The sequence below is a fragment of the Halalkalibacterium halodurans genome, from assembly GCF_005671335.1.
In the GTDB taxonomy this organism is placed as follows: domain Bacteria; phylum Bacillota; class Bacilli; order Bacillales; family Bacillaceae_D; genus Halalkalibacterium; species Halalkalibacterium halodurans.
In genome coordinates this window covers 944,247-970,556 of sequence record NZ_CP040441.1, presented here as the reverse complement: position 1 = coordinate 970,556, position 26,310 = coordinate 944,247, and the positions used below count along the sequence as shown (strand labels likewise).

Genomic DNA, 26,310 nt, shown 5'->3' with positions numbered 1-26,310 from the left:
GCAGAGAAGACGTTTCCCTTTGAGAAACGTCTTTTTCATACTTTCGAATGACCGGTTTTTTGTGCCAATTCTTCGCCAACCTTTCGCCAATTTCCGAGGAAATAATAGCCGGTGGCGATCAGACTGCTCACAACAAAGGCGAACCCCATACCTAAAGCAATCCCTCGCTCCCCAAAAAGATCGGACATCCAATACGTTAGCGGGTATCGTAAGACCCAAAATGAAATGATATTAAGTAAAAGAACGGGGAACATAGCACCCGAAGCACGAACGATTCCATTTAAAACAAAATTAATTCCGAGAAACGGATAAAAGAAGGCAATTGTTTGAATATACATCGCGCCAAAAGCAACGGTCGCGTCATCTCGGACAAAGAGACGAATGAAAAATTGAGCTCCTATAAAAGTAACCAATCCTATGATAAGTGTGACGGCGATGATCAGCATAACCCCTTGCTTTGCTGTGGCGCGGACTCGCTCCCACTTATTTGCACCAATGTTTTGCCCCGCAATCGTATTAACTGCCGAACCGAGTGTCAACGCTGGAAGCATGATTAAGCTATCGAGGCGCTGGGCTGCACCGAACCCAGCAACCGCCTCCTCTCCAAAGCTTGTCACCACCGATAAAATGGCCGTAACACCTGATGAGATCGTGATCATCGATAGTCCCGCTGGCAAGCCTAGTTTAAAGAGGACGAAAAAATAACGCTTTTCCGGTACATAAGGGATTTGAAACGGGACACCAGCTTTCCGAACGGAATAGATTAAACCATAGATAAAAGCCGTTCCTTGTGACACAATCGTCGCATAAGCCGCTCCGTCAATCCCTAGGTTAAAGCCAGCAATCATTAACGGATCGAGAATGATATTTAAGATTACGGCAATAAAAATGAACCGCACTGGTGAACGGCTATCACCCATCGCACGCAAAACCGTTCCGATAAAATTATATCCAAAGAGAAATAGGATCCCGATAAAATTAATTTTTAAGTATGATTCAGCTAGCGGCAAAATCTCTTCTGGTGTGCCGAGTAGTTGTAAAATCGATGATGCGCTGAAATAGCCGATCAAGCCAAGGAGTATCGCCAGTAGCCCTAAGACAAACACGAACGCATTTAAAGAAGCTTTCAGCCCCGCTTCATCTTTCGCTCCTTGTCGTTGAGAAAGAACCGTTAACGTCGCTCCATTTAAACCAATAATAAACGACAAAACCATAAAAACAACAGTCGCAGAAATGGAGAGCGCCCCCAAAGCACTAGCGCCAAGCAAATTTCCAACCCAAAGACTGTCTGTGATCTGATACGAGGTTTGCAATAAATTGCTTAAGAAAATCGGCCAAGAAAACACCACCATTTTTTTCGTGATGCTTCCTTCCGTAAAGTCAAGCTGCTTGTTATTCATCCTAGGTCCTTTCCAATCTGCCAATGTCTCTTCTTTCATTATAGGATGTCCGATCTGTTAGAAAAAGAAAAAACACTCCATGAAAACAGAGCGCTTATTTCAATTCAAATGTTTCAGTTATGCGTATGCTATCTTTTACGGACTGAACAATCGGACAGTTTTTCCACGTCACATGCAAGGCTTTCTTTATCTTTTCTTCAGAAGCATCTACCCCAAACAAGCTAAAATGTAACGCAATGTCTGTCACTTCATTGACCCCTTGTTCGTTTCGCTTAACGTCCGCGGTAATTTTCATATCGTCATAGCTAATCCGCATCTTGTCTAACACTTTTCGCAAGACACCACCACTGCACACAGCAATGGATGACACGAGCAACTGGTACGGCCGAAAACCATACTGTTCATTTCCTGATACTTCTAACGTGCCAAAGTCAAGCTCTGTTATAAAGCTGTTCTCTCTCATTGAAAAATTCATCAAGCTCTCCCTTTCAAAAGTCATTTTTCTTTATTGTATCATGAACGAGCTTTTCTCTTCCGTGTTCATGCGTACTCTCTATGATGGAAATAAAATGGTTCCATCTTTTCGGGAAACGAAGTAAAATAGGTATGTTGATTCTTTGACCGAAAAGGGGATTATACATGACGATTCCAACAAAACAAAATTCTCCGACCTACCGATTATTTGTGTTAATTGTCATGGTCGCTATCGCTGGCTTTGCCCAAGGGATGCTTTTACCCCTTCTTGCCATTATGCTAGAGAAGGCAGGTGTCTCATCGTCACTGAACGGATTGAATGCTGCAGCCCTTTATATCGGCATTTTGCTTGCCTCACCGTTCATCGAAAAACCATTGCGCCGCTATGGCTATAAGCCGATTATTACAATTGGACTCATGGCGATGATTGTTTCTTTATTGGTATTACCGTTATGGCAAGCGTTTTGGTTCTGGTTTGTGTTAAGAATGATCATTGGCATAGCAGATAATATGGTTCATTTTGCCACTCAAGTGTGGATTACGACGACAAGCCCGATGAAGAAGCGCGGCCGTAACATTTCCTTTTATGGGTTCGCCTTCGGTCTCGGATTTGGGCTCGGTCCGTTCATGACAAGACTGCTGCAGATCAATGAATTTTTACCATTTATCCTATCTGCCATTACGAGCTTTGCTGCTTGGCTACTTATTTTGAGACTTCGAAACGAGTATCCAGCCCAAGATGTTGAGACCGGCTCCCAATCAGGGACGTGGACTCGTTATAAAGCAGTCGTTAAGCTAGGTTGGTTCGCCCTTCTCCCAGCGTTTTGCTACGGCTATTTAGAATCTTCCTTACACGGTAACTTCCCGGTATACGGATTACGATCAGGATTAACCGTTGAGCAGGTGTCCATCCTGCTTCCCGCATTTGTCGTTGGTGGATTAATTACGCAAATGCCACTAGGATTTTTAAGTGACAGAATGGGGCGTAAACCGCTTCTTCTTATGGTCCTGTTTTTCGGCGGCGCGACATTTATGTCCATGGTCTATTTGGAGCATACGTTTATTGGACTCTTTCTCTCTTTCGCCCTCGCCGGAGCTTTCGTAGGATCTCTTTATTCACTTGGCGTTATGTATATGGCTGATTTGCTTCCGCCCCACTTATTGCCGACCGGCAACGTAATGATGGCTGTCAGCTTTGGACTAGGCAGTATGATCGGTCCTATGGTCGGAGGAGTCTTTATTGATCTTTTTGAACGGGGAAGTCTTTATTACTCTGTTAGTGGTATTCTTCTGCTCATCTTTTTCCTTGGTATTTGTTTTCGCTCTCATGCACCAATGAAAAACCAACAAAAAGAGGTGGCCCACTCATGACCACCTCTTATGCTCCAACCATCCCAAGTATCATTTATTCAATGAACAATCTGGGGTCGAAACGATTACTATCTTTTGGAGACACCTCATTTCATTGATGTTACGAAGAACATACTAGAAACTTCTTGATCTTCTCCAACGTCATCACCTCAATCGAGACATAGACGAAATCGTTGCTTGCCTATTGTGTTTTGAACATCAACTTGAGTGGATGGAACTGGGCAGCAATGGCTGCCATGATAGTAGCTTGTCCGAATCGTCCTTTCTTATTCATCTTCTTTGATTTTCATTTGCTTCAATTGTTCGGCTGCTTCTTTCGTTGCTTTCACAATTTCCTCAGAGCTTTCTTTCAGGTGATTTGCTGTTTCTGAAATGGTTTTTACATCCTCGGTAATTTCCCGAATCACCGTCGATACATCCTGGGCCGCTCCTCGAATAGAGCTAATGATTTCTTCACGATTCTCTCGGAGAAAAGAAACCGCTTCTGCTGATGAATGTTTAACTTCCTTTGCTCCTTGGACGATTTTCGTTCGCCACTCTTTTCGACTCAAGATGACAGCTAAAGCAACGGTTCCGCCTACTAATAGACCTTTACATAACGTTTTGCACGATGATTTTTTTTCGTATCGTTGCTTTGTTTCCATACGCCATACCTCCTTTACTGTATGAACTTCCTATTCTCCATCTTACCAACTTTTGCAAAGGAGGAAAAGGCACTTTTCATGAATGATCAGTCATTCATTTTAAACAAACAACGTTCACCTTGTTGCACTTGTTCCACCTGCTCGTTTGCCATTAATAACTCTAAGTGACCATAAACTTCAGAAAATGTAAGCTCCGGCTGTCCTTGGTGAACATCTGCAAACAAACGCTCACATAAATCCGTTACAGTCATCGCCTCTCCATTCATCAATTGTAAAATATCCTGGGCTCGTTTTTCGTGGGCAAGCAATCGTTGGTCAACAAGCTCTGCGACATTTTCAATCACCGGACCGTGACCGGGGTAAAGCTTTTTAATCGAAAGTTGCTTAACCTTTCGTAACGTATCGCGATATTGAAGCAAGGACTTTGGCTTTGGCTCTCCTTTTTTTGGTGCTTCAAGCAAAGCATTAGAGGAAACAGAGGCCAATAAAACGTCACCACCAATCGCGACTTGGGCTTTGCGGTGATAAAGGAGAATATGGCTTTGCGCATGACCTGGCGCTTCATAAACAACCCAATCCGGTAAGAATGGAAGTTCATCTCCCTCCCCCACTTCCGTGTCTAGCGTTGTCTCCTTTACAAATCCGAGATAATCCACATACGATTTTTTCACCTGCTTCAAATGCTGATCTGATAAGCCATGTTGCCGATAAAACGGGTAAAAGAAATTAGCATACTCTGCGAAAAACTGTTCATCCTTTTCGAGCCAAGGCCTTAATAACGAGTGACCGATTATGGTTGCCTCTGGCCATCTAAATGTTAAGCCTACATGATCTGGATGGTGGTGGGTTAAAATAATTTGCTTCACATCGTACGGATCGACCCCTATTGACCGAAGCTGTACTGTCAGTTCATCCCATGCTTCCGCCGTGTTAGGACCTGTATCAACAAGAGTTAGCACAGGACCTTCGATTAAATAAAGATGAACGGGACCAACGCGGAAAGGGGTCGGAATGGTTAGCTGATGAATGGATGGTTCCATAATACTTCCTCCTAACATTTCACGTCTGCATATCTTTACGTAAAAAATAAGGTGCTTAACAAATTTTGTTAAACACCTTTATCATAACATTTAATTATAGGCTTCTGTTAAAAAATGATCGGTTTCTAGAGAATCAAAGCCCTCTTTTTTTGATTGCTTTAACTCCTTGATCTCAACCTTTAAACGCTCAATCATTCTCTCCATGTCATCTAGCTGCTTTTTCTCTGATACTGTCATGGTCTCCCTCTCCTCCTCATTCATTCTCCATGAGCGGTTGTTCAGTTCCTCTCGACAAAGACAATTGTACTTTTTAATTTAAAGTTAAAAATATTCTAACAACAATTCGATGAAAAGTAAATGCCTCTTTCCCCATTTTTATATTTTTTTTAAGAAGACGATTTTGTGAGTAGTATTCACGCATTCTTTTAACGTATTGCTTGAAAAATAAAACAGTCCTCTTATTCGAAATATTGTAACAATTTATTAACAAATACCTATTTTTTGTCGATATAATAAGTACTAAGAAATACTTTGAAAAGGATAGGTGCCGTATGGGTAGAAAACTTTTATCGTTTGAAGAGCTTGTCCTTGAAAACAAGAAAGAGCTTCTGAACGATCCCGAACAACTGTCCAAGATCGAAAAACGTCTCGATGAAAAACAGGCACAAGCGCAGAAAACGATTAAAAAAGCCAATTAGCACAAAAGCAAATCCCTTCGATTTGTTGTCGGAGGGATTTGCTTTTACGTTTTTTTGAGTCTTTTTAAAATGAAACGAAACACGAGCTCACGAATCAAATCGCCTTCATTCCATAAATGGTGCCCACCTCCATCGATTAGAATCCGCTCAGCCGATGGCAATGTTTCAGCCAACCACTTCATGTTTGTTTTCCAATGAACAGTCGTATCTCTCGTCCCTTGTAGAATCGTTACATTTTCAGCTGAACATTTTGCTCTTCTTCTCATATCCTCATGCCACTGTAAATAGGCATCAAACCACGTAAGAGGTATGACTTCATGCTGTAATGGATCTTCCTCGATAGCTTTCATAAACAATGGGTCAGAGGAGTTTGTCCGATAAATTCGTCGAACTTGCTTTCTCCACTTACGAACAAAAGGGAGAAAAAGCTTCCCTATACGATGGGACGGCAGCTTAATTAAAGGGGATGTTAGCACAATCCCTCCTGTTGGCATCTCTTTTAGATTGTTTGTTAACCCATCGAGAACAACCCCGGCCCCTGTCGAATGGGCTATTAAGTGAATACGGTCACTCCCCCACCTTTCGATCATATCCTGAACAAGTTGAAGAAAAATCGTGTTATACTGCCTGAATGATTGAATATGATAGGTTTCCCCTTTCGACAACCCGTGTCCTGGCCAATCAAGCGCCACCACTTCAAATCCCTCGCTAATCAAGCGATTGATCAAGCGAGCAGACGTAAGACTATGATCCATATATCCGTGAAGTAATAAAATGATGTCATTGTTTTTTTGCAATGGTTCAAAGTGATGAATAAACACTTCCTCGTCGGCCAATCGATAAAATTGCCCCTGAATCTTCGTATTCCTTGTAGCTATTCCGTAGGCTTCATAATGTTTCATGGGGATTCCTCCAACATCCGCTTCTTTTTCCAACCTCATGCATAGTTTACCAACCTTAGTCAAAAAGTAAAAAAGAACTTCTTCTCCATTTTGAAATAAGAAAGGAAGATGGGAAATGGATTCTGTGCTCCTTGCTCGAATGCTGTTTGGCTCTTCTATGGCTTTTCATATTATTTTTGCCACCCTTGGGGTAGGTATCACCTTTATGATTTTATTAGCTGAGCTCATGCGCTGGCTTCGGAAAGACGAAGACTACGGGCTAATGGCCAAGCGCTGGACGAAAGGAGTCGCCATTTTGCTTGGAGTTGCAATTCCATCCGGTACGATTGTCGGCGTCATGTTGTCTTTATTATGGCCAGGCTTTATGGAAATTGTCGGACAGGTGATCGCTCTTCCGTTCCAAATTGAAATCTTTGCATTCTTTCTCGAAGCATTGTTTCTTTCCATTTATGTTTACGCCGCTGATCGTCTGACTCCTGCGCTTCGCCTGGTCAGTGTTTTTTTTGTTGCCCTTGGAGCGACTGCCTCGGCCGTCCTTATTACGGATGCTCACGCATGGATGAACACCCCACGAGGTTTTACGATAGTCGACGGTGCTGTGACGAATGTCAGACCTTTAGAGGCTGTCTTCAACCCAAGCATCTATGTTACGGCCATGCATGTCGTCGGAACGGCCTATATGACCGGGGCATTTGTCATCGCCTCTGTTGCGGCATATAAGCTGTTCCGTGGCAATCTGTCTGAACGAGAAGCTTCCTATCACCGAAAAGGAATGATGTTTGCCCTTGCCATCGGCTTGATCATGTCGATCTATACGGCAATCAACGGGCATGATACGGCGAAGATGTTACATCAATACCTCCCCGTTAAACTTGCTGCCGCTGAAGGATTGTTTGAAACACAGGACAATGCACCACTCGCCATATTCGGTACACCCGACCCGGAAGCTGGAAGGGTGATAGGAGGGCTTGAAATTCCCGGAATGCTCAGTTGGCTTGCCACTGGAACGACTGATGGCGTCGTAAAAGGATTATACGATTACCCACGAAACGAGTGGCCCCCATTATTTGTCCATACGTTGTTTAACATGATGGTCGGGATTGGATTTAGTTTAATCGGGTTAGCTGTCGCCTGTTGGGGCTTTTGGTTCTTTTTCAAAAGGAAGCCGTTTCCGAAATGGCTATTAGCTGGTCTGATTGCCTCTGGGCCTCTCGCAATGATCGGGATTGAAACCGGATGGATTTTTAGCTGCACAGGCCGTCAGCCATGGACCATTTACGGCATTCAACTAACATCAGAAGCGGCAACACAATCAGGAAATTTAGGGTTTCTCTTCATCCTCTTTATAACCCTTTATGCCGTGTTGCTCGTCATTACTGCTCTCGTCATGCGTTTTTACTTTCACCGCAATCCTGTGTCAAACGAGTGGATGTCGTCTACCACGTAAGGAGAGGTGCTGTTCATGAATGAAGTGTATATCGCGATCATCATTATTTGGTCGTTTCTGTTCATCTATTCCATTGCTGGCTCCATCGATTTTGGTGCTGGTTTTTGGGCTATGTTTTATTTAAAGCGGCAGGAAACGAAAGCTGCCAGTATTGCGAACCGGTACTTATCACCGTCGTGGGAAGTGACGAATGTTTTCCTCGTGTTGCTCGTCATTGCCCTTGTTGGCTTTTTTCCTGGGGCTGCCGCTTCTCTCGGCACCTTAATGATTGTTCCGTTTTGCCTCGTGCTGTTTTTGCTCATTATTCGCAGCGCGTTTATGGTCTACTCGTATTCCGTGCAAAAATATTCGAATATGCTCATCGTCATCTCAGGGATCACTGGCCTCCTCATTCCTGCCTTGCTCATTAGCATTTTACCTGCTGCCATTGGGGGCTTTATTGAAACGGTGGGTGATCGGCAATATATCTTATTGAATCAACTCTTTACAAGTCCTACGTTTTATACTCATATTGGATTTGGATTAAGCACAGAATTGTTCCTCTCGGCGCTCCTTTTAAGTGATTATGCCCGTGAAGCACAAATTGAGTCGACATTTTCCGTCTACCGCCGGAACGCAATCGTCCTTGGACCGATCACCCTCGCCTTTGCTGTTGCAGCGATTTTTACCCTTCTGCCCGAAGCAGCGTGGATGGTAGAAAACATGGTGAACGAGTGGCTATTATTTTCCCTATCCTTGTTTGCATTTGCCATTGGCTATAGCGCTCTTTGGTGGCCGTCGAAAAAGGGGGAGATTGGCCAACCGCGGGTCGCAGTCTTATTGATCGTTGCCCAGTTTGGTCTCGCTAGCTTTGCCTACGGGTCGGCTCACATGCCATACTTGCTCTACCCTCATTTAACGATTTATGATGCGTTTACGAACGAAACGATGTTCTACTCTCTATTTATCGGCTATTTAATCGGTATGGCGTTACTCATACCTGCCTTCATTTTATTTTGGTGGCTGTTTATGAAAGACAAACGCTATTTGCGAAAGGATTTGACAACGGACGAATAGCAAAAGCTGTCGGGCCATCCCAACAGCTTTTTTAAATAGTCAAAAACGCAACGTTATTTCGTTTAAGCCGTATTAAAAATCATAGCTTAAATTGCTTAATCGCTTCCTGTAATGTTTCAGCCATTTCCGTTAGTTGGTTCGCAGACGCGGTAACCTCCTGCATGGAGGCCAACGTCTCTTCAGCGACTGCACTGACGGATGAGGATTGCTCCGCTGATTCTTCCGCAACGGACGCCATGTTTTGCACGGATGTCGCTACCTCAGTAGACTTTTCAGCAACCTCCCGCGTGACACGATTCATCGCTTCTACCTGACTCGTTACTCCTTGGATGGAAGCAACAATGGAGTGGAATTTCTCCGATGTTTGCGCAGCTGTCTTTAACCCAACGGACACTTCTTCTTTTACTAGCCCCATTTTCTCAACAGAATTGTTCGTTTCTTTTACCATTTCATCGATAAGATCATGAATTTTCTTTGTCGATTGAGAAGACTCCTCTGCAAGCTTTCGGACTTCTTCTGCTACAACGGCAAACCCTTTTCCATGCTCCCCTGCCCGGGCCGCTTCAATGGCAGCATTTAAAGCAAGTAAATTCGTTTGCTCGGCAATGGATTGAATCACATCAAGGATTTCAACGATATCTTCCGAGCGTTTCGATAGGGTTTGAATCGCTTGGTCAGAGCCTTTAACTGATTCATCAATGGACTGCATATTTTCAACGGTTTCTTTTACGAGCGTATCCCCTTCATTCGCATAAGTAAGGGTCAAATTCGCGTTGCTTTCGATCTGCTTCGCCCCATCCGTCATCTCTGTCACAATTTGATTCATTTCTTCTAACGTCTTTACGCTAGTTTGTGCAGCACTTGTCTGCATATCGGCGCCACGGGAAATGGATTCAATCGCACTAGTCGTCTGTTCTGTCGCACTAGATGTTTGCTCCGCACTCGCTGAAAGCTGCTCTGATGAAACAGCCACTTGATCTGCATTTTGTAAAATACGTTGAATTAATCCGCGTAAGTTCTCTTTCATTGCTTCGAATGATTCATTTAATTGTCCGATTTCATCGCGATTTTTAATCTTTACCCGTTCCGTCGTTAAATCCCCATCGGCGACAAGCCGCGCCACTTTCGTCAGTCTTGCCAGCGGTTTTGTTATCATTTTTGATGTGATAAATGCAAGGACAATCGCTAAAACAAAAGCAACTATACTGACGGCCACGACAACGGCAAACGCAATGTTCGCAGTCGTATTCGCCTGAGTTTCAGCCTCTTGAATAATGTCTTCCATTGCCATTACAAATTGACTTGCCTGACTGTTAATCACGGTACCTAGTGGAACGACCTCACTGTTCGCTTGTTCTATTGCACCTTCTGGGTCAAGCCTATATTTACTAACAACGTCGTTGGCTGAATCGACCATGGAGCGGTTATTCTCACGAATGAGCTCAACCGTTTCTAGATATTCCTCGTCAGAAAGAAGTAGCTCGATTTCTTCAATGTACCGATTCACCTCTTGGTTCGCCTGATAAAATCGATCGAGTAGCTCCCTTTCTCCTGAGAGCAAGTATCCTCGTAAATGGTTGCTTTGCTGACTGACTGATGATTCAATTTGCAGAGCGGCTGCACGTGCTCCCTCTACTTCTCCAATAATCGTGGTGTATGTATCGTTCACTTTGTATAACGAATAGAGGGAAACACCGCTTGCTACACCATACAACAATGCCACAATAATAAATGAACTAATAATCTTTCTTCCTACAGACACTGAAAAGCCCCTTCCTATTTTATTTGCACAGATAAACAGAACATAAGAACTAGTACTTTAACCCTACATTAAAAATAATATCACAAAAATAAGCAAAATAGTTTGTATTCTTGTAAAATGTGCAAATCTTTCTTTGTTTCGTAAATGTTCACTCGATTCATGCTTATCATGATTCCTTTCTCTTACATGTTAAACAGGCTTGTCGTCAAGTCTATTAGCGGAAGCTTTTGTATTATCCTCTACGAAAGTTTTTAAAGGAAAAACCCGATGGATTTCACCACCGGGTTCGAGATTTCGTCAATGGACGTTTACATTCCATTCTTCCCCTAATAGTTCATATGATCTAATCCGATCTTCAAAGCGATGGGTAATCGTGACAACGATAACCTCCTCTGTCTCATAAGCCCTCGCTAGCTCCACCAATTGTTGCCGAACAGCTTTTGGTGAGCCGACAATCATCCGTTTCCGATTTTCCCGTATGCGTGCCCGTTCAAATGGACTATACGGATAGGAAAGGGCGCTTTCGATGGAAGGTGTTCCTTTTGATAGCTGCCCATTTTCAAGCATGATTAACGAAAGGTCTAAACTGGAAGCAATCTGATCTGCTTGTTCATCCGTATCTGCGCAAATGACAAAGATCGCGACACTCGTCTGTGGTCTGTCAAACAAAGCAGATGGCTGAAAAGTCTCGCGATACGACTCAACCGCTTGCACGCCTCCTTCTCCGTTAATGAAGTGAGCAAACGCAAAGCCTGTACCATTTTCCGCAGCTACATTGGCACTTCCTCCACTCGAACCGAGCAGCCAAACGTCAGGTACTGTATCGATAAGTGGGGTCGCTTTTAAGCCATGAAAACGATGATCCGTTGGCAAATCATCCTGCAAGTACCCAATTACATCTTTCACTTGAAGAGGGTATTTATGAATATTTTGCTCTTTCCCTTCTTGTAATGCCATTTTCGCAATTGGCATCCCTCCTGGGGCTCTACCAAGCCCTACGTCAATTCTCCCAGGATGTAGCGCTTCTAATAGCTTGAAGTTCTCAGCAACTTTATACGCACTATAATGGGGAAGCATCACACCGCCAGACCCGAGACGAATCTTTTTCGTATGGGCGGCTAGGTGTGCTATTAATACTTCTGGACTTGATCCAGCAAGGGTCGATGCATCGTGATGTTCTGATACCCAGAATCGATGGTATCCTAGAGCTTCGGTCACTTTTGCTAGCTCCGTTGTCTGCCTAAGAGCTTCTTTTGCATTGCTGCCGTAAGCAATCGGTGACTGGTCTAACACACTTAATTTCAATTAAATCCCTCCATTCCGCTCACTACCCATTATTCAATCGTTTCGCTTACCTGTCTATTTTTCTGCTCACGGTTCTTTTGAAAATAAGAACGAAAACGACACATGTTCTCATCCCTCATGGTAAAAGCTAGATAACGACACTTTGACCGATGCACAAGCTGCCAGCTACATATCATTAGTCGCTCTTCCTTTTGATCCTATACTACTAGAAGGGAGTCGTTTTTATGAAACATCGCGTACATGTAACCGTCTTACTTTTTGTTATGATTGTGCTTATCTTGCCAGCGGAAACCGTGTTTGCTTCTTTTGTTCAGGAGGGAACAATCACACCTGACAGCGAACAAGTTAAAAACATTATTTATATGATCCCCGATGGGTACTCGGCTAGTTATGCTACCAATTATCGTATTTATAAAGGCGAGGAGGAGCCGATCTGGGACCCCCATCTTGTCGGGATGGTAAAAACTCATTCGGCTGACAGTTGGGTCACCGATTCGGCTGCCGCCGGAACTGCGCTGGCGACAGGTACAAAAACGAGCAACGGGACGATCGGTATGTCCACTGAAGGAGAAGAGCTTGAGTCCATTTTACAAGCTGCTGGAAAACATAAAAAAGGGACAGGAATCGTCGTTACGACTCGACTTACCCATGCGACACCAGCCGCCTTCGTAGCAAGTGTTCCATTAAGAATCGATGAAGCGAAGATTGCGCCGCAAATGATCGGACAGGTGGATGTGTTACTAGGGGGCGGGAAAAAAATGTTTGTTCCCGAAGCAGAAGGAGGAATGCAAAATAGCCGGCATCTACTAAATGAAGCGGAGGACGCGGGTTATGCGTTGATCGAAACAAAGGAAGAACTGCAAAATGTAAATTCAGCAAAGGTTCTCGGCCTATTTTCCGAGGGAGCCTTGGCACCAGAGCTGGATCGACAAGGGACACAAGAGCCGAGCTTAGCAGAAATGACAGAAGTTGCGCTCCACACGTTAAAACAAAATCCGAACGGCTTCTTCTTAATGGTTGAAGGAAGCCAAATTGATTGGGCTGGTCATGACAATGATGCTGCGTGGGCCATGAAGGATATTGAAGCGTTTGAAGAAGCGGTGAGCGTCGCGTTTGATTTTGCGGAGAAGGACGGGAATACCCTCGTCGTTGTCGTAGGCGACCATGATACGGGTGGACTTTCCGTAGGTGCATATGGACAGTACAAAGCAAAACCCGATATGCTCAAACAAGTAAAAGCAACTGGGAAATTTATTGCCAGTCAAGTGAACAAACGCCGGACCAACCTAGCTGACGTTATGAAAACATACACTGGGTTTGAGCTAACAAAAAAAGAGCTCAAACAAATTAAAAAGGCGGATCACTTAACGAATGCCATTAATCAAGTCATTAGCAGACGTGCGTTGATAGGATGGACGACCCCTGTTCACACGGGAACGGATATTCCTATTTATGCGTTCGGGCCTTGCTCTGATCGGCTTCATGGATTGTTAGACAACACAGAAATACCACTCATCCTCGCAGATGTGATGGATCTTGAGTGGGAAAAAGCGAGCTAACACGGCAAAAGGCTGTTCACCTACTAACGGTAAACAGCCTTTTGCTCTATCATTAACGATTCCTTCGGGCAAAATCAACAAAACGAAATTTGTCGGGCCGGTGCCTGGACTCTGTATACTCGAACAAGACGGCATTGTCCAAATAGACATAGTTACGGACGACGACCACTAAATCATAGTTTTGCAAATCAAGATACTGTTTGTCTTCCTCTGTTGCCTCAGTGACAAACATTTCCTTTTTCGCAAAACTAATCGTCAATCCGAGGGTTTTCTCCACATATTCATAAATGGAATCCTGGCAGATTTCTTTTGTTAAATTTGGAACATATTCCTCGAGAAAATAATCTTTATCTAAAATGATTGATTCTCCGCTTATTTTTCGTGCTCTCACTACAGCCCAGAGTGGTTCCTCAGCATCACAGCCCAACTGTTTTTGCAAAAAATCATTGGCTGAGATTTTCTGTAAAGAATGGACTGTTGTGACGACATCATCCCCTAGTTTATGGGCCAATTCTTTAAAGCTAACAAGCCCCGAGACAGGAAAGTCAAACGTAGACCGATCAAGGACAATCGAGCCTTTCCCGCGAATTTTTTGAATATATCCGTGTTCTGATAATAGTTTAAGCGCTTTGCGAATCGTTTCTCGTGACGTGGCAAACAGCTCCGTTAATTCATGTTCGGAAGGGAGTTTCTCTCCCGGCAAACGTTTACCATCATCAATTTCTTTCGCTAACTGTTGATAAATCGTATCGTATTTATTAAGCAAAACGCCTCACCACCGCATTCGAGTTCTATTTCATATAATAAACAACAGACTCATACGGACGCAAGATTAACTGCTGAAACTCACGAGAAGGGTCATGATAATTGGCCAGAAGGACATCAACCTGATGCTTCTCGGCCGTCACATCCTCTGGAACCTGAATCGTTACTTCTCCAGCAAAAAAATGATTGACGACGAGCAAGGTTTCGTCCTGATAGCGCCGAACATACGCAAACACACGCGGGTCCTCAGGTAAGAGTAATTCATAGTCCCCATACGTTACAATGTCATATGTCTTCCTAAGCTCAATCAGTTTTTTATAATGATAAAAAATCGATTGTTTATCCGCCAATGCCTTTTTCGCATTGATTGATCGATAGTTAGACGCCACATCAATCCATGGGGTTCCTGACGTGAACCCGGCATGTGGACTATCATCCCATTGAACAGGTGTCCGAGAATTGTCACGGGATTTTCGTTTAATGATCTCCATGACCTTTTCTTCTGATAGTCCTTGTTCTTTTAAAATGTCATAATAGTTGAGCGTTTCTACATCACGGTACTGATCAATCCGATCAAATTTCGGATCGGTCATTCCAAACTCTTCTCCTTGATAAATATAAGGAGTTCCCTGCATCATGTGAATCGTTGTTGCTAACATTTTCGCCGATTTTTCATGGTACTTCCCGTCATTTCCGTAACGGCTCACGACTCGTGGTTGATCGTGATTACACCAAAACAGCGCGTTCCAACCGCCGCCTTTATGCATACCAACTTGCCACTTAGATAAAATTTCTTTCAGGGCAAAAAAGTCCATGTCACCGATCGCCCATTTTTCACCATTCGGATAATCGACCTTCAAATGGTGAAAGTTAAACGTCATGCTCAGCTCTTTGTTTTCAGGTCTCGTATATTGAATACAATGCTCTAAAGTCGTTGATGACATTTCTCCGACCGTCATCGCATCGTATTTCGAAAAGACTTTGCGATTCATCTCGTTCATAAATTCATGGGCACGTGGGCCATCCGTGTAAAAGCGTCTACCGTCTCCCGGAGGAACAGAGCCGTCATCGTTTGGAAAGGCTTGATCCTTCGAAATGAGGTTAATAACATCAAGACGAAAGCCATCCACACCTTTTGTAAACCAAAAATCCATCATCTCATACACTCGGTTGCGTACTTCTTCATTTTCCCAGTTTAGATCAGCCTGCGATACGTCAAACAGATGCAAATAATACTGGTCTGTTTTCGAATCAAACTTCCAGGCGGAACCGCCAAATTTTGATTGCCAGTTGTTCGGTTCAAGACCATCCACCGGGTCTTTCCAAATGTAAAAATCACGGTACGGGTTATCCTTTGATTGTGCCGATTGTTTAAACCATTCGTGCTCTGTCGATGTATGATTAACGACGATATCCATAATTACCTTCATTTTTCGATCATGAACCTCATTGAGCAATCGTTCAAAGTCTTCCATTGTCCCATATTCTGGATGAATCGAATAGTAGTCGCTAATATCGTAGCCGTTATCCTTTTGTGGTGAAGCATAAATCGGAGTCAGCCAGATGACATCAACTCCAAGTGTTTTCAAATAATCAAGCTTCTGAATTATGCCCTCCAAATCACCGACACCGTTCCCTGTCGTATCATTGAAGCTTTTCGGATAAATTTGATAAACAACTGCTTTCCTCCACCATTCTTGATACATACTAGCATCCCTCCGCTACATCTCGTTGCTTTTTTATATTGTAAACAACATTGTTTTTCTCATCTCTATCCCTTTAAGTATAACTTGTATATACAAGTTGGTCAAACGCCGAAAAAACATCCCCTCAATAGTGATCTTATATTCATCCACTCTTAGGTTATGTTTGCTTATGCTAAAACCAAAGGGGCTGGGATAAAGTTATTTTTATGGGTCTGATTGTTTCAAAAACCACTTGCTTGCCGCGGGCAAGGCTTCAGCTAAACGGGGGAAATCGCCCCGATGGGTCTTCAGCTCTTCCTTTTCCCGCAGGCGTTTCGTGATTTTGACAAGCAACTTGGAAACGTCGTCTAGTTATGCGTATATAACAGAAAAAAGGTTCGGATCATCAAAATAACATGATTCGAACCTTTTTTCTTACTTATTCCAGCCTCTTTACGATGTCATCTCTAAAAATAGATCTACGTCCTTAATAATTAAATCCATGGCAGACTGCCAAAAATCACGTTTCGTTAAATCAGCCCCTACATGTTTTAACGCTAACTCCTCTACTGTCATGCTTGCCGTATCTTGAAGCAACGCAATGTAATCATCCTCAAATGAGGCGCCTTTCTCAAGGGCTAGCTGGTAAATCCCGATCGAAAATAAGTACCCGAATGTGTATGGGAAATTATAAAATGGCACGCCGGTAATATGAAAATGAAGTTTATGAGCCCAAAGGGTTGGGGAGTAGCTGGAAAGCTGGTTGCCATAAGCTTCACGCTGCGCTTCCTCCATAAGGTCACAAAGCTCTTTCACGGACAGCCGCTTTTGTTTCCGTGCTTCATAGAAACGAGTTTCAAACAGAAAACGAGCGTGGATGTTCATAATGAAAGCAATCGCTCGATTAACCTTATTTTCTAACAGTGAAAGTTTTAACGTTTCTGTCTTTGCTTCTTGAACGAGAGCATCTGCGACAATGGTTTCTGCAAATGTGGACGCTGTTTCTGCTACATTCATCGCATACCGCTGAGCTAGCGGTGCCTTGTCTTTCAAGCAATATCCGTGGTAAGCATGGCCTAGCTCATGGGCAAGCGTAGCCACATTCGACATCGTTCCGTTGTACGTCATGAAAATGCGCGACTGTTTCGCGAGGGGGAAGGATGTACAAAAACCTCCTGGACGTTTTCCTGGCCGATCCTCCGCTTCAACCCAGCCATCACGCAGCGCACCTTCTGTAAAACGAGCTAATTTCGGGCTTACTTTTCGAAAATGACGGATAATCAGTTCACACGCATCATCATACGCTATTTTATCATTGCCACCGTTTGGCAGCGGCGCGTGGATATCATGCATTGCTAATTTATCGACACCAAGCAGCTTGGCTTTTCGGTCCATAAATTCATAAAATTTCGGCTTGTTCTCGTTAATGACTGACCACATCGCATCAAGTGTTTTCCTCTTCATTCGATTGATCAAGAGCGGCTCTTTTAGTACATCGTTCCAGCCCCTCGCACGGTACAAGTTTAAACGAAATCCGGCAAGATGATTTAATGTGGAGGCAAACAAAGGTGCTTCTTTTTTCCATGCTTCTGCATAGGCTTTAGATGCTCGTTTTCTTACTTTTCGATCTTTACTGCTTAGCCGATTTGAAAGCTGCCCCGGTGAAAGGCGCTTCGTCTCTCCATCCTCTTCAAACGGAATTTCCATTCGCCCAACGGCTTGATTGTATACTTCTCCCCAAGCATGGTACCCGTCAACGGCTAGTTGAGCCGCTAATTTTTCTTGTTCTGGTGCAAGCTTCTCTGCTGCCGCTTGCCGCCGTTCATTTAATGAAAAAGTAATATCCGACAGCTGCGGATGGTTCAACAGCTCCTGCCATTCACCATCCTCCATTCGGACAAACGTAGCTTCAAGTTCGACCCATATGTTTTGCAGCTTCGCCTGTAATTCATTCAGTTTACCTTGCCATTGGACAGCGTGCTCATCCTTTACATTTTGTGCTTTTAAACAGCTTACAAATGCCGCCCCATGTCGTAGCCGCTGCATGACCTTTTGCACATTAACAAGTTCATTAACCAATTGTGCAAGAGTCATTTTTGCGCTCGTTGAAGCGACAAGCTTATCGACAAGCTCCTCGGTTTCTTTGACAAAGTGTTGAAAATCGCTTGATTGGCTGCCACCTTTAAAAAAGGTGTCCAAATCCCAGACTTGTGGATACTTCATGTCCACACCCCTCCCATTTATTTCGATATCCGTACTATTTTCACTGTAGCAAAATCTTTTTCCCGTTTCCATTTGTATGTCTATTTACTTATTCTTAAGCAGCTTCATGAAAAGAAATGAATAAGAAAAAAGCATGAATGGTAAGCCACCCATGCTTAATAAGGTTTAGGATTATACATGCCCAAGAAACAAGGCACCATAAAGGAGTGAACCGGCAATGACAAAAGCAGGGTGCACCTTCCACTTTTCCATCAGCAGGAAGCTTCCACCTGCCAATAGAACCGTTTGCCATGTGCCAGCACCTTCCCATGAGGTAACGAAAAATTCAATTGCGAGCACCCCTAAAAGAACACCGATGGTTGGCTTTACGAATGAAGTCATCTTTTTCACTTTCGGTGAATCTTTGAACTTATAAAGAATGCCGAGTAAAAACACCATGGCAATTAGCGATGGGGCGACAGTGGCAAACAGCGCGATGGTTGCCCCGAACACACCGCCTACTTCATATCCGATATATCCGGCCATTTTTGTCGCAATTGGACCGGGAAGGGCATTACCAATCGCTAACAGCTCACCAAACTCCGAGACAGTCATCCACCCGTACCGATCGACGACCTCCATTTGGATGAGCGGAATCGATGCTGGCCCTCCTCCGTAGCCGACGATATTTGGAATAAAAAAAGCTAAGAAAATTTCCCAATAAATCATATGATCGCTCCTATACCGTTTGCTTCTGCTTTTCTTTTCGGTTCGTTTTCGATTTGTCGCTTCGGCTGACAAGGGCATAGATTAGCAAGCCTGCAATGATCACCGCAGGATGGACGCCAACCCATTCATATAAAACGAGGCTTACGATTCCGATTACCAATGTCCCTGTCCAGCCGAGTCCCTTTTTTGACTGTTTAAAAAACGAATACGTTAACGTGAGTAACATCACGCCTACGACCGGGGTTACCGCTTGAGTCATTCCTAGAACGACTCGGGACTCTCGAAATTGGCTGAGGAGCCCGATCAAGCCAATCAACAAGACTACGGTTGGCAAAATGGTCGCGAGCACCCCGTTTACCAGACCGCTCCAGCCCCCGATTCGATAGCCAATATATCCGGCCATTTTCGTATTGATCGGCCCTGGCAATGTATTTCCTAGCGCGAGAACATCGGCAAATTCATCATCGGTCATCCACTTATAGCGTTCGACGACCTCTTTATGGACAAGGGGAATGGTTGATGGCCCCCCTCCGTACCCAAGCATGCCCGAACGGAAAAAAGCAATGAAAATATCGCGTTGTAACGACCAGTCCATACACTTACCCCTTTTCTTCTTTACATAATCAACATGACAGCGAACCATTCGTTTAATATAATAAATACAGGACTCCAAGTAAGTTGGTGAAATGGATGAAAATTGATGCAACCGATCAAAAAATATTAGAGCTCTTAACAGAAAATGGCCGCATGTCCTATGTGGACATCGCAAAGGAATTAGGCCTTTCACGAGTGGCCATTCGCGAACGTATCCATCAGTTAAAAGAAGCAGGTGTGATCGAAAAGTTCAGCGTTGTCATTAACTCCGATAAAGTGGGTAAAAAAGTTTCTGCCTTCTTTGAAGTGGATTGTGAACCAACCTCTCTCGTGAAAGTAGCCGAAACCTTAGCGGAAAATCCAAAGGTCGCCAGCTGTTATCAAATGACTGGACCGAGCACCTTACATATGCACGTACTCGTCGAGGATTTTGACCAGCTTGAGTATTTCATTAATGAAGAATTATACGCTCTTCAAGGAATTACCCGAGTAGAAAGCCACATTTTATTGCGCCGTTTTAAAAGCCGTACAGGCTTAAAACTCTAGAAAACGTATCGCTGAACGAGTCGTTCAGCGATTTTATCTTTCTCCACAGTCATCCTAAATGGCTATCAATACGTTGACTCCTTCCACTTGTTCAGCTTAACAAGCGGTGAGTATTATTACCACGCAGCCACTTGCCCATCGGTTCGCGGTTCTGTTCCCCCTGCTAACACACCGGTCGTGGGGTCACGCCAAATGATTTGCCCTCGTCCGAACGTACCTTCATCTAGAACAACTTGAATCTTATGTCCTTTTCGCACAAGAGCCTGAGCAATATCGACCGGAAACGTCGGTTCCACTTGTACCTGTTTCCCGTTTGTCCATTGCCAACGAGGAGCATCAAGCGCCGCCTGAGGATTTAACCCAAAATCAATCGTATTCATCATCACTTGCATGTGGCCTTGCGGCTGCATAAATCCACCCATGACACCGAACGGGCCAATCGGCTGATCATCTTTTGTTAAAAACCCTGGGATAATCGTATGGTATGTACGCTTTCCAGGCTTAAGCGCATTATCATGGTTCGGATCAAGTGAAAAATTGTGACCGCGATTTTGCATCGCGATCCCTGTACCTGGAACAACAACACCTGAACCGAAGCCCATATAGTTGGATTGAATGAATGACACCATATTTCCGTCGCCATCAGCCGTCGCTAAATATACCGTTCCCCCTCGAGGTGGAGTCCCCGGCTCAGGGGTAAGCGCCTGCTCACCGATTTCCTTCCTCCGCTCAGTCGCGTATTCATCTGAGAGCAATTGCTCAACTGAAACCGACATATCGCTCGGCTCGGTGACATATTTCATCCCATCAACGAAGGCAAGCTTCATCGCTTCAATCTGCTTATGATACGTGTCCACTGTATCCTTATGATAAAATTCAAACCCTTTCACAATGTTTAAAGCCTCTAATGCGACAAGGCCTTGCCCATTTGGCGGGATTTCCCACACACGGTAGCCTCGGTAGTCAATGGAAATAGGCTCTACCCACTCTGGGCGATAACATGCTAGATCGTCCTTCGTTAAATACCCGCCATACTTATCAAAAAACGCATGAATTTGGTCTGCTAACTCCCCGCGGTAAAATGACTCCCCATTCGACTCAGCGATACTTCGCAGCGTGTCCGCATGACCTTGTGAGCGCCATACTTCCCCAACTCTCGGTGCCCTTCCTTTAGGGGCGAACGTGTCGAACCATGGTTGATAGACGTCGTCAGTCCACTCTGTTTTAAATCGGTCATAGGCTGCTTTCCAATACTTTGCAAGTGTCGGAGTCACAGGATAGCCTTCCTCCGCATAACGAATCGCAGGAGCCAGTGAAGCGGCAAGCGGCAAGTTTCCATACATTTTGGCTAGCTCCGCCCAAGCACCTGGTGCACCAGGTACCGTTACAGGAATAACACCGTACGGGGGGAGTTCCTGCTCATATCCTTTTGCCTTTACCGCTTCCATCGTTAAAGACATTGGTGCTCTGCCGCTTCCGTTTAGACCGTGAAGCTTTCCTTTCGTCCATACGAGCGCGAACGCATCAGAGCCGATTCCATTCGATGTAGGCTCTAACACCGTTAAGGCAGTAGCAGTGGCAATAGCTGCATCAATAGCATTCCCTCCTGCCTTTAGAATATCTAGCCCCGCTTGTGCAGCAAGAGGCTGAGAGGTGGCCACCATTCCATTTTTGGCGTAAACGACATTTCTCCGTGATGGATAAGGATACGATTGGGGGTCAAACATCACACTCACACGACCAGCTCCCTTTTTAAAAAGTAATAGAAAACAGATAAAAAATTTCATTTGTACATTAATAGTTCATTAATAATGACATGATGTATGTTTTTTATTATAAATGATGTTTTTTTGTAAGTCTATCGTAAAGCTATAAGAAAAGAAGCATGATAGGAACGCTGGTAAAAGCAGAAAAAGCCTCCCACTTTCCATTACGATGGGAGGCATCCATTGGCATTACGTGTGTAAATGAATATATTCACCTGGCCCAAGGGGAAGCCCAAGCAAATACCAGACAGTAAAGAGGATAATCCAAATGACAGCAAAGGCGATGGAATACGGAAGAAGCGAAGACATAAACGTACCAATGCCGATTTTAGGATCATATTTTTTGGCGAAGGTTAAAGCAATCGCAAAGTATGGCAACATCGGTGTAATCGGGTTGGTAATCGAATCTCCTACACGGTACGCCGCTTGCGTAAACGCTGGACTGTATTCAAGGAGCATGAACATAGGGACGAACACCGGTGCAAGAATGGCCCATTTGGCTGACGCGCTGGCCACCATTAAGTTGATGAGAGCGGCAATGACGATAAAACCAAGCAGCAACGGTAAACCAGTAAATCCAATCGTTTGTAAAAAGTTCGCCCCTTTTATTGCCACGATCGGACCAAGTTGACTCCAATTAAAAAAGGCGATCATTTGCGCGGCGACAAAGGCAATCACAATATAGGTGCCCATATTTGACATTGACTTCGCTAAATGGTCCGCAACGTCCTTCGATGACGTGAAAACCTTGGCAACAAATCCATACACGAGGGCTGGCACTAAGAAAAACACCATCATGATAGGAACAATTCCAGTCATAAAAGGAGAAACGGTCAATGATCCCGTTTCAGGGTCACGCAAGAGAGCCTGTTCTGGCACCGTTAAAAACAAGAAGACTACAGCAAGAATGACAACGGAAATCCCTGCCCAACGCAATCCCTTTTTCTCTTCTTTTGTTACCCCTGTTATTTCTTCTACCTCTCCAGTGTAAGTACCTAAACGGGGCTCAACAATTTTTGTCGTCACCCATACGGCAACAGGAACGAGTACGAGGCATGAGGCGACAAGGAAATAGTAGTTCATCGCTGGATTGGCCACATAATCAGGATCAATCATTTGTGCTCCTGTCTGTGTGAACCCTGCCACGAGCGGGTCTAGCATGCTCAAAATTAAATTGGCGCTAAATCCACCAGCAACAGAAGCATAAGCGGCAGCTAGTCCAGCGAGGGGGTGCCGTCCAAGGGCAATAAAGATCATCGCAACAATCGGTGGTAAAACAACCATCGCCGCATCGGCCGCTGCATTTCCGAGCATAGCGACGAGGACAATTGTCGGTAATATGAGTTTTCTCGGTGCATTTAAAATGGTCGTTTTCATCAAAGCGGAAAGGAGTCCTGTCGATTCTGCTACACCAACCCCTAGCATGACAACGAGCACAAGCCCTAGTGGCGGAAAACTAGTAAAATTGTTGACGAGTTCCGTAAGAATGAGAATGAATCCCTCTCCGTTTAATAAATTGACGACCCCAATCTCTTCCCCTGTGCCAGGGTGGACTGCTGACGTACCTAATGCGGAAAAAATGGCGGAACATATTAAAATAAGCACAGCCATGATGACAAACAGCATAATCGGATCGGGAAGCTTATTACCATATTTCTCGATGATATCTAAAAATCGTACAAAAACTCCCCTCTGATTTGGCTTTAGTTCTACATGTGGGGCAGGTTTCATTACATCTCCTCCTTCAATGCTTATTCATGGGCGAATTCCCTACTATTTCCGCCATTATAAATGAATGAAAAATGAAATCCAATATAATTTTTATAAAAATTGAAATATTTCGTTATATTTCTTTACATTTATTGCAGAAAACCTGCATGTTTATTAAAGTTGTCCGTGGAAATACCAATTGAGGAATTAGTAGCAACCGAGAAAAAGAATGACAAGAGCCTAAGAACCGATTGAGAGCCCCTGCGCTATACATTTTGGTTAAACTTCTTCCTTAAAAAAAGCATCCACAGAGTCAACAGACTCTCTAGATGCTTTTTTTAACTTGGGCTTGTTATTGGAAAAGCTTGCGCAGCATTTTCAATGACAGCTTACTCTCTTTGTATCGAATCGGGAGATCCACACTTGTTGGTTGCTTTAACACACTTTTCCGATGAGAGAACGTGTAGAAGCTCTCTTCTCCATGGTATGCACCCATTCCACTCTCACCAACGCCGCCAAACGGTAAATACGGGGTTGCTAAATGCATGACTGTATCATTAATACATCCGCCACCAAAGGAAAGAGAATGGATTAGTTTCTCCTCTGTTTCCTTTGATTCGGTAAACAGATAAAGGGCAAGGGGATGCGGCCTCTCACGCACTTTTTCAATCACTTCATCTAGTTCAGAAAAGGAAAACACCGGTAGGATAGGGCCGAATATTTCATCCTCCATTACTGGACTTTCCCATGAAACATTCGTTAAAACGGTTGGGGCTATGAACCGTTTATTGCGCTCATGCTGCCCACCGCTGACCACATCTCCGTCTTGCAAAAATCGGATGAGTCGCGCAAAATGACGATCACTGACGATCGTTGGATAGTCGCCTCTGTCGATCTTACGTTGAAAAAGCGTTTTTATTTCTGTTTGCAGCGCCTTTAAAAAGTCCTCTTTTTTTGAGTCATGTACGAGGACATAATCTGGGGCAACACACGTTTGTCCCGCATTCAAAAATTTCCCCCATGCCATTCTTTTCGCCGTCACAGCGATCTGCGCGTCTTCGCACACAATCGCTGGGCTTTTGCCACCAAGCTCTAAAGTGACAGGCGTTAAATGACGAGAAGCAGCTTTCATTACATGTTTCCCAACACCGACACTTCCTGTGAAAAAGATATAGTCCATCTTCTCCGCTAAAAGAGCTTGGCTCGTTTCCACTCCTCCTTCCACTGAACAAACGTATTCTTCAGGAAATGTGTTTTCGATCATCTCGGTGATGACGCCAGAAGTAGCAGGTGTTAATTCAGATGGCTTCACGATTGCACAATTTCCTGCTGCAATAGCACCGATCAGCGGATTAATCGCTAGTTGCAAGGGGTAGTTCCATGGGGCGATAATGAGCACGACCCCATAAGGCTCATAATGGATGTATCCTTTTGAGCCAACGTGGGTCAGCGGTGTTTTCACTTTTTTTCGCTTTATCCAAGTCGGTAAATGCTTTAACATAAACGTGATCTCGTGATAAAGGGGGCCAAGCTCCGTTAAAAACGCCTCTGACGTCGATTTATTTAAATCTTCTTTTAAGGCGGCAAGCAATTCGTTTTCATAGTCTAGGAGCGCTTTTTTTAGTTTTTTTAACATGTTCATGCGAAATGAAAGCTCTTTTGTTTCGTTCGTATGAAAATATCTCCGCTGCATTTGAACTTTTTCCTTCATTACAACAACCTCCAAAGTTTTCGATTACTTGAGAAATAGCACGTGTCCTTGCTGGACTAAAAAGACAAGTAAAAGGAGGAGCCCCCCAGCCAATAGCAATTCCACAATGGCCCCGCGATAAACTTTTCCGACCTGCTGTTGCATCGGTTCGATTCGGTCACTTAATTCGTATAAAAATGGGCGTCGCGCCAAAAAACGAAAAGGTCGGTTGATGACAAGCTTGATCGAATGTGGGATCTCCTCTTTTTCTTTATGCCATACAAGATCGATCGATGCCCGTGACGACGGCAGCAAATAACGCTCGACCGGCTTCCCGAGTAAACTTTCACGATAACCATCCTCTTGGCGAATATCGTCCTCGTAGTTTAAGAGACATTCTTGAACTAGCGAACGGAGGGTATTTAGCTGACCATTCGGAATAACATACAAAGCACTTCGATACCTTTTTATAATCAAAAGGACGGTTACGAAAAGAAGCAGGCAAATATGAAAAATAACACTTGCACGATCTGGATATAAAACAAAACCTTGAAAGCTGATCGGAAGAATAAATACGAAATCTAAGATCGGGGAATCTTCCTTAATGATTCCTGTTCTACGTAAATTTTTTACCCCGCGAAACATAAAAACAATCATACCAATGATCAGAACAACTACAATGATTCCGGCGTTCATTATGTACTACCTCTCCTATCTTCTGTCACTGAACTCATTTGACTTGCTTTAAGAATTCATCCTCTTAACAACCTCAACTCATCTTCGTCCATTTTATTCCTGCCCCCTCATATTGTAAATGAAAATCATCTAATCAGACGGCTAGTACTTTTGGATGATCTGCCCCTAGCTTCTATACGAACAAAAGTAATCTCATGTTCCATTTCACCCTTAAAGAAAGCTCGACGATTGCAAAGCCTTATTTTCAGAAACCAGTTCAAAGTGCATGA

The 26,310-nt window shown here is 44.0% G+C and carries 23 protein-coding genes; 6 read left to right on the top strand and 17 right to left on the bottom strand.

All coding sequences use genetic code 11. The features are described from left to right. Positions 1–35 precede the first annotated feature (35 nt). Both FED51_RS04675 and FED51_RS04670 read right to left on the bottom strand, forming a co-directional pair. A complete protein-coding gene (locus FED51_RS04675) occupies positions 36–1,400 on the bottom strand; it encodes an MATE family efflux transporter (RefSeq protein WP_053432619.1) in 1,365 nt (454 codons plus the stop codon). A gap of 94 nt (positions 1,401–1,494) precedes the next feature. After that, positions 1,495–1,875, bottom strand: coding sequence for an OsmC family protein (locus tag FED51_RS04670; protein ID WP_010897058.1), 381 nt, complete (start codon positions 1,873–1,875; stop codon positions 1,495–1,497). A 164-nt stretch (positions 1,876–2,039) separates the two neighbouring features. Here FED51_RS04670 and FED51_RS04665 point away from each other — a divergent pair, with 164 nt between their 5' ends. Next, positions 2,040–3,245, top strand: coding sequence for an MFS transporter (locus FED51_RS04665; RefSeq protein ID WP_010897057.1), 1,206 nt, complete (start codon positions 2,040–2,042; stop codon positions 3,243–3,245). Positions 3,246–3,511: 266 nt separating this feature from the next. Here FED51_RS04665 and FED51_RS04660 read toward each other — a convergent pair whose 3' ends face one another. The 3 genes from FED51_RS04660 to FED51_RS21025 all read right to left on the bottom strand — a co-directional run bounded on the left by FED51_RS04660 (position 3,512) and on the right by FED51_RS21025 (position 5,166). Beyond that, positions 3,512–3,889: a methyl-accepting chemotaxis domain-containing protein gene (locus FED51_RS04660; RefSeq protein ID WP_010897056.1), complete on the bottom strand. Its 378-nt coding sequence runs from the start codon at positions 3,887–3,889 to the stop codon at positions 3,512–3,514. 86 nt (positions 3,890–3,975) lie between these two features. Further along, a complete protein-coding gene (locus FED51_RS04655) occupies positions 3,976–4,929 on the bottom strand; it encodes an MBL fold metallo-hydrolase (RefSeq protein ID WP_053432570.1) in 954 nt (317 codons plus the stop codon). Between the two features lie 90 nt (positions 4,930–5,019). Further along, entirely contained in the window at positions 5,020–5,166 is a 147-nt protein-coding gene (locus tag FED51_RS21025; protein ID WP_010897054.1) for a hypothetical protein, read from the bottom strand. A gap of 314 nt (positions 5,167–5,480) precedes the next feature. Between FED51_RS21025 and FED51_RS04650 the strand changes: the two genes are divergently transcribed. Continuing rightward, positions 5,481–5,627 carry an FbpB family small basic protein gene (locus FED51_RS04650; RefSeq protein WP_010897053.1) on the top strand — a complete coding sequence of 49 codons (147 nt, stop codon included), beginning with the start codon at positions 5,481–5,483 and terminating at the stop codon, positions 5,625–5,627. Positions 5,628–5,671: 44 nt separating this feature from the next. On the opposite strand, the gene FED51_RS04645 is transcribed toward FED51_RS04650, so the two are convergent. Then, entirely contained in the window at positions 5,672–6,529 is an 858-nt protein-coding gene (locus tag FED51_RS04645; protein WP_053432569.1) for an alpha/beta fold hydrolase, read from the bottom strand. Between the two features lie 115 nt (positions 6,530–6,644). Between FED51_RS04645 and FED51_RS04640 the strand changes: the two genes are divergently transcribed. Beyond that, positions 6,645–7,976: a cytochrome ubiquinol oxidase subunit I gene (locus FED51_RS04640; RefSeq protein WP_053432568.1), complete on the top strand. Its 1,332-nt coding sequence runs from the start codon at positions 6,645–6,647 to the stop codon at positions 7,974–7,976. A gap of 15 nt (positions 7,977–7,991) precedes the next feature. Further along, positions 7,992–9,032, top strand: coding sequence for a cytochrome d ubiquinol oxidase subunit II (locus FED51_RS04635; protein WP_010897050.1), 1,041 nt, complete (start codon positions 7,992–7,994; stop codon positions 9,030–9,032). Positions 9,033–9,111: 79 nt separating this feature from the next. Here FED51_RS04635 and FED51_RS04630 read toward each other — a convergent pair whose 3' ends face one another. Further along, entirely contained in the window at positions 9,112–10,794 is a 1,683-nt protein-coding gene (locus FED51_RS04630) for a methyl-accepting chemotaxis protein (RefSeq protein WP_053432567.1), read from the bottom strand. Between the two features lie 297 nt (positions 10,795–11,091). Next, positions 11,092–12,099 carry an LLM class flavin-dependent oxidoreductase gene (locus tag FED51_RS04625; RefSeq protein ID WP_010897048.1) on the bottom strand — a complete coding sequence of 336 codons (1,008 nt, stop codon included), beginning with the start codon at positions 12,097–12,099 and terminating at the stop codon, positions 11,092–11,094. A gap of 224 nt (positions 12,100–12,323) precedes the next feature. Here FED51_RS04625 and FED51_RS04620 point away from each other — a divergent pair, with 224 nt between their 5' ends. Then, positions 12,324–13,658, top strand: a complete 1,335-nt coding sequence (locus FED51_RS04620; protein ID WP_053432566.1) for an alkaline phosphatase — start codon at positions 12,324–12,326, stop codon at positions 13,656–13,658. A 52-nt stretch (positions 13,659–13,710) separates the two neighbouring features. Here the strand turns inward: FED51_RS04620 and treR are convergent, their stop codons facing one another. From treR to FED51_RS04595, 5 genes are all read right to left on the bottom strand, one after another. After that, positions 13,711–14,424 carry a trehalose operon repressor gene (treR, locus tag FED51_RS04615; protein ID WP_053432565.1) on the bottom strand — a complete coding sequence of 238 codons (714 nt, stop codon included), beginning with the start codon at positions 14,422–14,424 and terminating at the stop codon, positions 13,711–13,713. Between the two features lie 25 nt (positions 14,425–14,449). Then, a complete protein-coding gene (gene treC / locus FED51_RS04610; RefSeq protein ID WP_053432564.1) occupies positions 14,450–16,129 on the bottom strand; it encodes an alpha,alpha-phosphotrehalase in 1,680 nt (559 codons plus the stop codon). A gap of 432 nt (positions 16,130–16,561) precedes the next feature. Beyond that, entirely contained in the window at positions 16,562–18,331 is a 1,770-nt protein-coding gene (locus FED51_RS04605) for a M3 family oligoendopeptidase (protein WP_053432563.1), read from the bottom strand. Between the two features lie 171 nt (positions 18,332–18,502). Beyond that, on the bottom strand, positions 18,503–19,039 hold the full coding sequence (locus tag FED51_RS04600; protein ID WP_053432562.1) for a chromate transporter: 537 nt from the start codon (positions 19,037–19,039) through the stop codon (positions 18,503–18,505). A gap of 10 nt (positions 19,040–19,049) precedes the next feature. Continuing rightward, entirely contained in the window at positions 19,050–19,634 is a 585-nt protein-coding gene (locus tag FED51_RS04595; RefSeq protein WP_010897042.1) for a chromate transporter, read from the bottom strand. A 95-nt stretch (positions 19,635–19,729) separates the two neighbouring features. Here FED51_RS04595 and FED51_RS04590 point away from each other — a divergent pair, with 95 nt between their 5' ends. Then, entirely contained in the window at positions 19,730–20,179 is a 450-nt protein-coding gene (locus tag FED51_RS04590) for an Lrp/AsnC family transcriptional regulator (protein ID WP_010897041.1), read from the top strand. Positions 20,180–20,295: 116 nt separating this feature from the next. On the opposite strand, the gene FED51_RS04585 is transcribed toward FED51_RS04590, so the two are convergent. From FED51_RS04585 to FED51_RS04570, 4 genes are all read right to left on the bottom strand, one after another. Further along, positions 20,296–21,906 (bottom strand): gamma-glutamyltransferase family protein, encoded by a 1,611-nt coding sequence (locus FED51_RS04585; RefSeq protein WP_053432618.1) that lies wholly within the window; start codon positions 21,904–21,906, stop codon positions 20,296–20,298. A gap of 228 nt (positions 21,907–22,134) precedes the next feature. Next, on the bottom strand, positions 22,135–23,676 hold the full coding sequence (locus FED51_RS04580; RefSeq protein WP_053432561.1) for an AbgT family transporter: 1,542 nt from the start codon (positions 23,674–23,676) through the stop codon (positions 22,135–22,137). Between the two features lie 331 nt (positions 23,677–24,007). Continuing rightward, positions 24,008–25,366: an aldehyde dehydrogenase gene (locus tag FED51_RS04575; protein ID WP_053432560.1), complete on the bottom strand. Its 1,359-nt coding sequence runs from the start codon at positions 25,364–25,366 to the stop codon at positions 24,008–24,010. A gap of 24 nt (positions 25,367–25,390) precedes the next feature. Then, positions 25,391–26,041, bottom strand: a complete 651-nt coding sequence (locus FED51_RS04570) for a hypothetical protein (RefSeq protein WP_053432559.1) — start codon at positions 26,039–26,041, stop codon at positions 25,391–25,393. Positions 26,042–26,310 lie beyond the last annotated feature (269 nt).